This is a genomic window from Pseudomonas sp. 05N434 (assembly GCF_056396965.1).
This window is the reverse complement of the sequence record NZ_JBFTMK010000135.1, coordinates 1-10,994: the sequence shown is the minus strand read 5'-3', so window position 1 is coordinate 10,994 and position 10,994 is coordinate 1. Positions and strand designations below refer to the sequence as shown.

The window sequence follows — 10,994 nt, the reverse complement described above, 5'->3', positions numbered from 1 at the left end:
GTACCGATCAGCTTGGCTTTCAACTCACTGCGATCGGCGAGGCGCACGAGAATCTCGTCGGCATCGGCGATCACATGGTTGTTTGTCAGGATGTAGCCGTCAGGCGAAATGATGAAACCCGATCCCAGGGACTGYGCTTCGCGCTGGCGATCGCCACGAGGTGAGCGTGGCTGCTGCGGCATACCACGCTCAAAGAACTCGCGCAGCATCGGCGGCAAGCCTTCAAGATCAGGCATTTGCTCGCTGGACACTTTGCGTTCCGGCAACTTCTGGGTAGTACTGATATTCACCACCGCGGGCGAGGCCTGCTCGACCAGTTGCGTGAAGTCAGGCAAGTCGGCCGCTTGCGCAGTGACCGCCTGACCGAGCACCAGCACGGTGGCAAAAATGGAGAGATAAGACTTCAAGCGTGGTATCGACATACGGCTCCCGTTACGACGAGCATGGTTAAGCGATATGGAGCAAGGAACACCGGAAACGATACGCCGGTATTTTTGTTCCGGGAACAACAAACAAGGCCAGAGCCGAGGGGCTCTGACCTATAAAAAATTTTCGGGATATTTGCAAATGAAAATGCTCGGCAAAACATTTCGAGGCCTCAACGACGGGGCAGCCATTGCCAACCTCCCGCACCCTACAGCCCCGATTGATGAGCATGACTGATCAGCTCACTGCTTGTTGGTAGCCGCGGCATCGTTGCGCATGGACAGCGCAATCCGTTCGGCGGTACCAATCGGTATTTCACCGACCACGGTCACCATTATTTCGCCTTGCGGAGTGGTCAAGCGACGGGACACAGCGACTGTTGGCCCCAGCTGGGTACGGGTGTCGGTGACTGTTGCCCCATTCAATGGCTCAAGGAACACCSAGAATCGGGCCAGACCGTCGTCGAACATCAGACTGTTGACCTGGACTTTGGTATCCGGATCCTTGTGAGAGTTACTGCTGGTCAGTTCGAAACCTGGCGGCAACCAGTCAGAATGCCAGACCTGCGCAGTCTTGACGGCGGACGCCTTGTCACTGTCCAGGTTAATGGGCTTGCACTCGGAACCTGCCTGCAAATCGCTGTCGGAAGGCACCTCGGCAGTATCCAGCCGGGTGAACTGGAACCGTTCCAGCAGTTGCCCTTTGTCATTGAGCAACAATGACTTCAACGGCAAGCCTGTTTCCTTGTCCAGATGCAGTTCAAAACCATAGCGGTGCTGATCGCGAGGTGTCAACGAGACGATCACCGCCGAACGCCCGGCCACGCGCGACTTGCCGATGACGGCAAGGTCATACCAATTCTTTAGCTTTTGTGGATCGAGTGCACGAGCAGCGGAGTTGGGTGAGTCCCCCAGCCCTGCCATCAGGGTGCCGCTGACGCATTGAGTATGCCCATCAATGCGCACGACTTCCTGGGCCGAACCGTCGAGCTGAAGTAAACGCTCTTGGACTTTGCCATCCTGGACGCGATGCCAGATGTTATGGGTAGAAAAACTACCGTTACGCTCGTAGACGAAAGTACCGTGAAAGCTCTGCGTTTGCTCCGCCTGTCCCAGACGCTTCAGCCAGTCCTGGGCTTCATCGGCATGGGCTGGAACAATAAACCAGCCACTGAGCAGAAGCGTAAGTAGAGGTATGGCGCGCATGATCCTCCTTAACGGTTTTCCAGGCTTGCTGCACGAGCGTAAGGCAGAGCGCTCTCAGTACCTTTCAGTGCAGCCTGTTGAGCATGTTGGCGCAAGTAACCTGGCAGACGCTGATCGTGCCAGCCTGGCTGACCTTGCAATACACCGTTGGCCATAGGGCCAGTGGCGTCCGAACTCTCATTGTAGCCTGCCAATACAGCGGGACCCTTGACCTGAGGAGTGGTCAGACTTGGCTGATTAGAATGCTGAGCCAGTTCGACACCTGCGATCTCGTCCTGGTTGTACAGACGTACACCTGCCAGCACGGCAATGGTCACCGAAGCAGCGACTGCCAGACGACCCAGGCTGCGCCATGGGCCACGAGAGGCTTTTGCCGGTACGGCTTCGTCAGCCAGCGCAGCAGAAACTGCCGCAGCGATGTCCAGACGAGGGAGCAGCAGGTCCTTGTGCATGACTGCCCGAGCGATCTGGTAACGAGCCCAGGTTTCGCGGGTTTCAACATCGTCGAAGGCATTCAACACCCGACGCAATTCCAGTTCGTCCGCTTCGTTATCCATCACTGCGGACAGCGATTCCTGCAGGGCTTCACGACTCATGGCGTTCCTCTCTTGGCTGTCGCCGCTGTCTCAGTTTTCCTGCAACAACGGCTGCAGGGCTTTATCGATGGCCTCCCGGGCGCGGAAGATCCGGGAGCGCACGGTACCCACCGGACACTGCATGACGCTGGCAATGTCCTCGTAACTCAGACCATCGAATTCACGTAAAGTTAAAGCCGTACGCAAATCTTCTGGCAGTTGCTGAATGGTTCGATGGACGGTGCCTTCGATCTCATCCCGCAGCAATGCACGTTCTGGCGACTCGAGATCCTTGAGGCCATGATCGCCATCGTAGAACTCTGCATCCTCGGAACTGACATCGCTATCCGGCGGCCGAYGGCCGCGTGAAACCAGATAGTTTTTCGCCGTGTTGATGGCGATACGGTAAAGCCACGTATAAAACGCGCTATCTCCGCGAAAATTACCAAGTGCACGGTATGCCTTGATAAAGGCTTCCTGTGCGACATCCTGGGCTTCATGGGTGTCGTGCACGAAACGCACGATCAACCCGAGAATTTTGTGCTGGTATTTCAGCACTAGCAGATCGAAAGCTCGCTTGTCGCCGCGTTGAACGCGCTCGACCAGCTGCTGATCCTCTTCCTGGGTTAGCATGAACACTCCTCGATAAGCTCGAAGGAGGCTTGCATTACTGAACGACCAGACTTGCAAACATAGACTCGGGCTTTTCGCAAAAGTTCTCCCCCTCCAAGCAAGTTTCCTGCGGGCTCTGATTTGGCACGCACGAAAAGCGCAGCGCGGGAAAYCCAGGCTGCGCGAATAATCTTGTCATCGGATTCGTCAGCAGGGACCTAACCGCAAGTCCCGCACCGAAACCGACACTGTCCCTTGTTCCAGGCAACCGTCTATTGATCTTGAGCCTTTGGCAAAAGTTCCATATTTATAGCCGCCTGAAACCAACATTGTGCAACCGTGAAACGAAAAAGACTGTTAAATCCACGATACAGTCGCCTTGTCGCCAACACAGTCAAAAAAACTTCCGACGAAGAGTCCAGTCTTTTCCGTCACAGTAGTTTCACAATGCCATGTGGGCCCGGCTATTGTGCCGCTCCCCCCCTCTATATACTAGTGGGCTGTGTGGCTGTCCTGACTCGCCGATCCAGCTGTCTTGCGCCACCCCCGACCCGGGTCGCTTTGAGCGGAATCCTGAAATGAGCCAACAGTTTCAACACGATGTTCTGGTAATTGGCAGCGGTGCTGCCGGCTTGAGTCTTGCGCTGACCTTGCCCGGTCATTTGCGCATCGCCGTATTGAGCAAAGGCGACCTCGCCAATGGCTCGACCTTCTGGGCCCAGGGCGGTGTCGCCGCCGTCCTGGATGACACCGATACTGTCGAGTCCCACGTCGACGATACCCTCAACGCCGGGGGTGGCCTGTGCCATGAAGACGCCGTGCGCTTTACCGTCGAGCACAGCAGAGAAGCGATTCAATGGCTGATCGACCAAGGCGTACCCTTTACCCGTGACGAACAGTCCGGCACCGAAGACGGCGGTTTCGAGTTTCACCTGACCCGCGAAGGCGGTCACAGCCATCGACGCATCATCCACGCCGCCGATGCGACAGGTGCGGCGATCTTCAGAACCCTGCTCGACCAGGCCATACAGCGGCCCAACATCGAGCTGCTGGAACAGCGGGTCGCGATCGATCTGATCACCGAAAAGCGCCTGGGCCTTGAAGGCGACCGCTGCCTCGGCGCCTACGTCCTCAACCGCAGCACGGGTGAAGTCGACACTTACGGTGCGCGCTTCGTGATCCTTGCGTCGGGCGGCGCGGCGAAGGTCTACCTCTATACCAGCAACCCTGATGGCGCCTGCGGTGATGGCATCGCCATGGCCTGGCGTTCGGGCTGCCGGGTGGCGAACCTGGAGTTCAACCAGTTCCACCCGACCTGCCTTTATCACCCGCAAGCCAAGAGTTTCCTGATAACCGAAGCCCTGCGCGGCGAAGGCGGACACTTGAAGCTGCCTAACGGCGAACGCTTCATGCAGCGCTTCGATCCACGGGCCGAACTGGCACCACGGGACATCGTCGCCCGCGCCATCGACCATGAGATGAAGCGCCTGGGCATCGACTGCGTTTACCTGGACATCAGCCACAAGCCTGAAGACTTCATCAAGACGCACTTCCCGACGGTCTATGAACGCTGCCTGGAATTCTCGATCGACATCACCAAACAACCGATTCCGGTGGTGCCGGCGGCGCACTACACCTGCGGCGGCGTGATGGTCGATCAGCGGGGCCGCACCGACGTGCCGGGCCTGTATGCGATTGGTGAAACCAGCTTCACCGGCCTGCATGGCGCCAACCGCATGGCCAGCAACTCGCTGCTGGAATGTTTCGTTTATGCCCGTTCGGCGGCGACGGACATTCTTGAGCAGTTGCCAGAGGTGTCGATTCCGACCGCCCTGCCCGTCTGGGATGCCAGCCAGGTCACCGACTCCGACGAAGACGTGATCATCGCGCACAACTGGGACGAACTGCGGCGATTCATGTGGGACTATGTGGGCATCGTGCGCACCAACAAGCGCCTGCAACGAGCCCAGCACCGAGTGCAGTTATTGCTGGACGAAATCGACGAGTTCTACAGCAACTATAAAGTGAGCCGAGACCTGATCGAGCTGAGGAACCTGGCTCAGGTAGCAGACCTGATGATCCGGTCGGCCATGGAACGCAAGGAAAGTCGCGGCCTGCATTACACCCTCGACTACCCGAACCTGCTGCCGGTCGCCCTGGACACTATTCTGGTGCCGCCCACCTACGCCGACTGAACTTGAGCCGAACCCGCAGGCGTCGGTGCACATCCGCCGCCTGCGAATCCCGCGGCACGCATATCGCCCTGACACCTCGCTCGCCCCGCAGGCGAAAGCGCAGCACCACAACCAACGGCAGCGCCAAGCTATCCGGTTTTAGCTGCACCGGTTGCCAGCCCTCTGCCTGACTCCACAACTGCCAGCCATCGGCATCGCGACGCAAGCCGCGAAAAGCCTGTGGGTGTGTCAGCAGAATCTGTCGCGGCAATACCCGCATGCTGTGAGCCACGCACAACGCTACGCCGAGCAGGTTGGCCCAGAGCGGTATCGAGAGAAGAAACAGCGAACCCAACGCGAACAGCTGGGCGAGAAGATAGGCCGCCAGCAACTGCCGTGAGGCATGCCAGCGGCATTCGAACGCGTTACTTGGGCTGGACACGATCCAGGATCATGCGAACCATGCGCTGCAGCTCCGGATCTTCCGATTCGGCGCGTTCCATGAACCAGCCGAACATGTCCTGATCCTCGCACTCCAGCAGGCGGACATACAGCGCGCGATCTAACTCGTTCAGATTCGCGTAAACCTCTTTCACGAACGGCACCAGAAGCACGTCAAGCTCCAGCATGCCGCGACGGCTGTGCCAAAAGAGGCGGTTCAGTTCAACGTTATCGACCATGGAGCGCTCCTCAAATAGGCCGCAAGTATACAGCCCCGAGGCGAGCCGAACAGTCGGCTTTGGTCGGCACTGACGATCCTTTGTGAACTACCCATTTCAAGGGCGCCCCCTTATGATGTCCCTCAGACTCTTTACCCTGCGATGACCCATGGCCGATTCTGCTTTTTTCTGCACCCTGTCTCACGAAGGCGTTCTCGCGGTACGCGGCTCGGATGCCAGCAAATTCCTGCAAGGCCAATTGACTTGCAACCTCAATTACCTGAGCGAAACCCAGGCCAGCCTTGGCGCGCGTTGCACGCAGAAAGGCCGGATGCAGTCGAGTTTCCGCATTCTGCTGGAAGGCGACGGTGTGCTCATGGCGATGGCCAGCGAGCTGCTGGAGCCGCAATTGGCGGACCTGAAAAAGTACGCGGTGTTCTCCAAATCGAAACTGACCGACGAAAGTGCCGGCTGGGTTCGTTTTGGCCTTGAGCATGGCGATGCGGCACTGGCCAGCCTGGGCCTGGCGCTACCGGTCGACACCGACAGCGTCGTGCGCAATGACGGCCTGATCGCCCTTCGCGTCTCGCCTGAGCGCGCTGAACTCTGGGTGAACGCCGATCAAGCCGACACCATCAAGGGCAAGCTGTCCGCCCTGCTGGCCGAAGGCGAACTGAATCAATGGCTGCTGGGCCAGATCCGCGCTGGGATCGGCCAGGTCATGCCAAGCACCCGCGAGCTGTTCATACCGCAGATGCTCAATCTGCAAGCCGTCGGCGGCGTGAGCTTCAAGAAGGGTTGCTACACTGGCCAGGAAATCGTTGCGCGCATGCAATACCTGGGCAAACTCAAGCGTCGTCTGTATCGCTTGCAACTGGAAGGTAGTGAACTGCCTGAACCCGGCACGCCACTGTTCTCCCCGACTCACGGCAGTTCGATCGGTGAAGTGGTGATCGCTGCTCGCACCGAGCAAAACATTGAACTCCTGGCCGTGCTGCAAGCCGAAGCTGCAGAAGATGGCAACCTGCACCTTGGCGCACTCGAAGGTCCGGGCCTGCATTTGCTCGACCTGCCTTACCAACTGGATCGTGATCGCGAAATCCAGCGTTAACAGCAGCACTTGTCGCAATACCCTAGAGAAAAGAAATGAGTGAGCTGGCGGATAAGGTCCAACAGGATTTGGTTGAGGCCATCGATAATGATGACCTGGTTCTGCCAACATTACCGGAAGTGGCCCTGCAGATTCGCAAGGCCGCCGAAGACCCGGAAATCAGTGTCAGCACCCTGAGCAAAGTGATCGGCCGTGACACCGCGCTGTCGGCGCGCCTGATCAAAGTGGTCAATAGCCCGTTGCTGCGCGCGACCCAGGAAGTGACTGACTTGCACACGGCCATCACCCGGCTGGGCGTCAATTACAGCAGCAACCTGGCCATCGGCCTGGTGATGGAACAGATTTTCAATGCCCGTTCCGAAGTGGTGGAACAGAAAATGCGCGAGGTCTGGCGCAAAAGCCTGGAAATCGCCGGCGTCAGCTATGCGTTGTGCCGCAGCTACACACAACTCAAGCCTGATCAAGCGGCGCTCGGCGGGCTGGTGCATCAGATTGGCGTGCTGCCGATCCTGACCTACGCCGAAGATCACTATGAATTGCTGTCAGACCCGGTCAGCCTCAACCATGTGATCGAACGCATCCATCCGCTGCTCGGCGATAAATTGCTCAGGGTCTGGGATTTTCCGGAAATGCTGGTGCAATTGCCGGGGCTGTATCTGGATTTCAAGCGGCAATCGGCGCGGGTCGACTATGTCGATCTGGTGCAAGTGGCCAGCCTGTATTGCCACAAGGACACCGACCATCCTCTGGCTCGCATCGACCCGGTCAGTGTGCCTGCCTTCGAGAAGCTGGGGATCGATCCGGAGAACGAAGCGATGTGCAAGGATCTGGAAGAGTCGCGGTCGATGTTTTACTGATTTCTGTGGCGAGGGAGCTTGCTCCCGTTGGACTGCGCAGCAGTCCCTTCTTGGGGCCGCTTCGCAGCCCAACGGGAGCAAGCTCCCTCGTCACAACAAGCCTCTCTGCGCAGGTATGAGTGTGTTCACTCCCCCGCAATAAAACTTACCCGCACTTTCAGCCCCGCAAACTCGCCATCGTGCAGGCTGATCTGCGCCAGATGGGCGCGGCAGATCTCGCCGACAATCGCCAGCCCCAATCCCGACCCAGCCACCTGCTGATTGCGCCGGTAAAAGCGCTCGAACACCCGTTCCCGCTCTTCAAGGGGAATTCCCGGACCATCGTCCTCGACCTCCAGCACCGCCGGCGCCGTGACCCGCAGAATCACATTGCCGCCCGGTGGCGTGTGGGCCAGTGCGTTGTCCACCAGATTGCTCAACAGCTCGTTCAGCAGCGTCGGCTCACCACGCATCCACACCGGCTCGTCAGCTTCCAGCGCCAGTGCCACGCCACGTGCATGGGCCAGCGGCGCCATGGCCATGCCCAGTTCACGGGCCAACTGACTGAGGTCGAGCAATTGCGCACCGCCCTCGGCGATGGCCCGGGCGCCATTCTCGACCCGTGCCAGCGAGAGCAATTGATTGGCCAGGTGGGTCAGGCGATCCGTGCTCTGGGCGGCGGCTTCCAGGGTACTGCGCCAGGTTTCGGGTTCGTTCGAGCGCAAGCCCAGTTCGAGGCGAGCCTTGAGCGCCGCCAGCGGCGTGCGCAGTTCATGGGCGGCATCGGCGATGAATTGCGCCTGGCGCTCGAACTGCCCGCGCAACCGCTCGGTAAAGTGATTGAGCGCACGCACCAGCGGCCCCAGCTCGTGCTGCACTTCCACCAGCGGCAAGGGGCGCAAGTCATCGGGTTGACGCTCTTCCACCGCGGTACGCAAGCGCTCCAGTGGACGCAGCGCCGCACTGACCGCAAACCACACCAGCAACAACGCACCGATCGCCAGCATGCCCAGCCGCAACAAGGTGTCGGCCATCAGGCTGCGCGCCATGCGGACCCGCGCCTCATCGGTTTCCGCCACGCGGATCTCCGCCATGCCGTTCATGTTCGGTTCGCTGACCGCTTTGAGCAGGCTGACCACCCGCACGTTCTGCCCTTGATAAGTGGCATTGTAGAAACGCGCCAGCGCCGGATAGTCATCGGTGCGCGGTGTTCCCGGCGGCGGTGCCGGCAGGTTTTCGTAGCCCGAAATCAGCTTCTGATTGATGTCGTTGACCAGGTAAAAAATCCGCCCGGCGCTGTCGTAGGCAAACGTGTCGAGGGCCACGTAAGGCACGTTGGCGCTGAGGCTGCCGTCGCGCTGGGACAGGCCGGCGGCGATGGTCCGCGCCGAGGCCAGCAAGGTCCGGTCATACGCGGTGTCGGCGGCTTCGCGACCGTTCCAGTACGCGCTCAAACCACTGGCGAGCATCAACACCACCAGCAGCAGCGCGAGGTTCCACAGCAACCGCCAACGCAGGCTGCTGAGCTTATGCATCGCGGCTTTCCAGCAAATAGCCAAGGCCACGGAAGGTCACGATGGCCACCGGTTGGCCGTCGAGTTTTTTGCGCAAGCGGTGGACGTAGATCTCGATGGCATCGGGACTGGCCTCCTCATCCAGGCCGAAGACCTGAGCCGCCAATTGCTCCTTGCTCATCACCCGGCCGGGACGGGCGATCAGGGCTTCGAGCACTGCCTGCTCGCGGGAGGTCAGGGTCAGTAATTCTTCGCCGAGGGTGAAGCGCCGGGTGTCCAGATCGTAAGCCAGCACGCCACAGCGCTGCTGGCGTTCACCGCCGAGCACACTCCGGCGCAGCAAGGCTTTGACCCGGGCTTCGAGTTCGGTCAGTTCGAAAGGTTTGGCCAGGTAATCGTCAGCCCCCAGGTTCAGGCCATGGACCCGATCCTTGGAACACGCATGGATCTTTACCTCATTCAGGGATGGTCGACGCCATTCTTTGGCGCGGAGTTTACAGCCGCATCCGTCGCTGTGAAGCCCGAAAACCGTGAAAGTCAGCTGAAAGGTTAGCGAAAGGTTGGCCGGTTAGAGTCCCGCTACGGACAGCTTTCACTGCCGTAGTCAGAGCACATAGCGATACGAAAAACGCCCCGAAGCGTTTTCGCCAATAAGAATAATAAACGGAGTATGTCACCATGCTGTCCATGCAGCTTCAGGCTCGCCCGCCTGTTCGTTTTTCCCGCCTCAACCACACCGCCCTTGTCAGCGCCGCCGCCCTCGCCGGCTTTTCGCCGTTGAGCCAGGCTGCCTTCTTCGAAGACAGTAAGGCAACCTTCGAAACCCGCAACATGTATTTCAACCGCGACTTTCGCGATGGCACCAGCGCCCAGCAATCCAAGCGGGACGAATGGGCCCAGGGGTTCATGCTCAATCTGCAATCGGGTTACACCGACGGCACCGTGGGGTTTGGTGTCGATGCGCTGGGCATGCTGGGGGTAAAACTCGATTCGAGTCCGGACCGCACCGGTACCGGCCTGCTGCCAACCCATGACGACGGGCGCGCGGCGAAYGAGTATTCCAAGCTCGGCCTGACCGGCAAAGTGAAGATCTCCGCCACGGAGCTGAAAATCGGCAGCCTGATTCCGGAACTGCCGATCCTCAAGCCCAACGACGGTCGCATTCTGCCGCAGACCTTTGAAGGCGGGATGCTGACCTCCAAAGAGATCAAGAACCTGACCTTCACCGGCGGGCGTCTGGAGAAAGCCAAGGACCGCGACAGCACCGACTTCGAAGACATCGCCCTCAACAACAAGAACAGCCGCTTCGCCGGCACCGTGGCAGGCAAGCATTTTGACTTTGGCGGCGTGGACTACAAGTTCACCGACAAGATCACCGGCAGCTACCACTTCGCTCAACTCGACGAAGTCTACAACCAGCACTTCCTCGGTGTTGTCGCTTCGCAACCGTTCGGCCCCGGCACTTTCGGTACCGACCTGCGGTTTGCCATCAGTGACGATGAGGGCGCGGCCCGTGGCGGCAAGATCGACAACAAATCCCTGAACGGGCTGGTGAGCTACGCCTTGAGCGGGCATAAACTCAGCGCCGGCTATCAGCGCATGTCCGGTGACAGCGCCTTCCCCTACGTCGATGGCAGCGATCCGTACCTGGTCAACTTCGTGCAGATCAATGACTTTGCCGGCGCCGAAGAACACTCCTGGCAGGCACGTTACGACTATGATTTCGCCAAACTCGGCGTTCCCGGCCTGAGCTTCATGAGCCGTTACGTGAGCGGCGACAACATCAAGCTCAAGAACGGTGATGAAGGCAAAGAGTGGGAACGCAACACCGAGATCAAATACGTCGTACAAAGCGGCGCCCTCAAGGACGTTGCCGTACGCC

Annotated in this window: 11 protein-coding genes and 1 pseudogene; 4 read left to right on the top strand and 8 right to left on the bottom strand. The window is 59.3% G+C overall.

What is annotated here, in order from left to right:
- The 4 genes from AC1DLB_RS11300 to rpoE all read right to left on the bottom strand — a co-directional run.
- The coding region (locus AC1DLB_RS11300) for a trypsin-like peptidase domain-containing protein (RefSeq protein WP_477785014.1) at positions 1–422 on the bottom strand (422 nt) is incomplete at its 3' end.
- Positions 423–668: 246 nt separating this feature from the next.
- A complete protein-coding gene (locus AC1DLB_RS11295) occupies positions 669–1,631 on the bottom strand; it encodes a MucB/RseB C-terminal domain-containing protein (RefSeq protein ID WP_477785013.1) in 963 nt (320 codons plus the stop codon).
- Between the two features lie 8 nt (positions 1,632–1,639).
- On the bottom strand, positions 1,640–2,227 hold the full coding sequence (locus AC1DLB_RS11290) for a sigma-E factor negative regulatory protein (RefSeq protein ID WP_064619730.1): 588 nt from the start codon (positions 2,225–2,227) through the stop codon (positions 1,640–1,642).
- Positions 2,228–2,257: 30 nt separating this feature from the next.
- A complete protein-coding gene (gene rpoE / locus AC1DLB_RS11285; protein ID WP_477785012.1) occupies positions 2,258–2,839 on the bottom strand; it encodes an RNA polymerase sigma factor RpoE/AlgU in 582 nt (193 codons plus the stop codon).
- Positions 2,840–3,396: 557 nt separating this feature from the next.
- Here rpoE and nadB point away from each other — a divergent pair.
- Complete coding sequence (gene nadB / locus AC1DLB_RS11280; RefSeq protein WP_018926784.1) at positions 3,397–5,013, top strand: L-aspartate oxidase; 1,617 nt, start codon at positions 3,397–3,399, stop codon at positions 5,011–5,013.
- Here nadB and AC1DLB_RS11275 read toward each other — a convergent pair.
- Both AC1DLB_RS11275 and AC1DLB_RS11270 read right to left on the bottom strand, forming a co-directional pair.
- Positions 4,982–5,434, bottom strand: coding sequence for a protein YgfX (locus tag AC1DLB_RS11275; RefSeq protein WP_018926785.1), 453 nt, complete (start codon positions 5,432–5,434; stop codon positions 4,982–4,984). The genes nadB and AC1DLB_RS11275 overlap by 32 nt on opposite strands.
- Positions 5,418–5,672 carry an FAD assembly factor SdhE gene (locus AC1DLB_RS11270; RefSeq protein WP_477743389.1) on the bottom strand — a complete coding sequence of 85 codons (255 nt, stop codon included), beginning with the start codon at positions 5,670–5,672 and terminating at the stop codon, positions 5,418–5,420. Before AC1DLB_RS11270 ends, AC1DLB_RS11275 begins: the two co-directional genes overlap by 17 nt.
- Positions 5,673–5,820: 148 nt before the next feature.
- Here AC1DLB_RS11270 and ygfZ point away from each other — a divergent pair, with 148 nt between their 5' ends.
- Both ygfZ and AC1DLB_RS11260 read left to right on the top strand, forming a co-directional pair.
- Complete coding sequence (gene ygfZ / locus AC1DLB_RS11265; RefSeq protein ID WP_064619736.1) at positions 5,821–6,762, top strand: CAF17-like 4Fe-4S cluster assembly/insertion protein YgfZ; 942 nt, start codon at positions 5,821–5,823, stop codon at positions 6,760–6,762.
- Between the two features lie 35 nt (positions 6,763–6,797).
- Positions 6,798–7,619, top strand: a complete 822-nt coding sequence (locus tag AC1DLB_RS11260) for an HDOD domain-containing protein (protein WP_086944831.1) — start codon at positions 6,798–6,800, stop codon at positions 7,617–7,619.
- Between the two features lie 125 nt (positions 7,620–7,744).
- Here the strand turns inward: AC1DLB_RS11260 and AC1DLB_RS11255 are convergent, their stop codons facing one another.
- Together AC1DLB_RS11255 and AC1DLB_RS11250 are read right to left on the bottom strand one after the other, a co-directional pair.
- Positions 7,745–9,133, bottom strand: coding sequence for a sensor histidine kinase (locus AC1DLB_RS11255; protein ID WP_111454854.1), 1,389 nt, complete (start codon positions 9,131–9,133; stop codon positions 7,745–7,747).
- A pseudogene (locus AC1DLB_RS11250) lies at positions 9,126–9,545 on the bottom strand (winged helix-turn-helix domain-containing protein); the annotation flags it as partial. The pseudogene AC1DLB_RS11250 and the gene AC1DLB_RS11255, both read right to left, overlap by 8 nt.
- Before the next feature lie 245 nt (positions 9,546–9,790).
- Between AC1DLB_RS11250 and AC1DLB_RS11245 the strand changes: the two are divergent.
- A partial coding sequence (locus tag AC1DLB_RS11245) for an OprD family porin (RefSeq protein ID WP_477785011.1) occupies positions 9,791–10,994 on the top strand: 1,204 nt, incomplete at its 3' end.

Coding starts and splice junctions, on each gene's coding strand:
- AC1DLB_RS11255 (WP_111454854.1), bottom strand. CDS start 9,133: ATGCATAAGCTCAGCAGCCTGCGTTGGCGGTTGCTGTGGAACCTCGCG.
- AC1DLB_RS11290 (WP_064619730.1), bottom strand. CDS start 2,227: ATGAGTCGTGAAGCCCTGCAGGAATCGCTGTCCGCAGTGATGGATAAC.
- nadB (WP_018926784.1), top strand. CDS start 3,397: ATGAGCCAACAGTTTCAACACGATGTTCTGGTAATTGGCAGCGGTGCT.
- AC1DLB_RS11270 (WP_477743389.1), bottom strand. CDS start 5,672: ATGGTCGATAACGTTGAACTGAACCGCCTCTTTTGGCACAGCCGTCGC.
- ygfZ (WP_064619736.1), top strand. CDS start 5,821: ATGGCCGATTCTGCTTTTTTCTGCACCCTGTCTCACGAAGGCGTTCTC.
- AC1DLB_RS11260 (WP_086944831.1), top strand. CDS start 6,798: ATGAGTGAGCTGGCGGATAAGGTCCAACAGGATTTGGTTGAGGCCATC.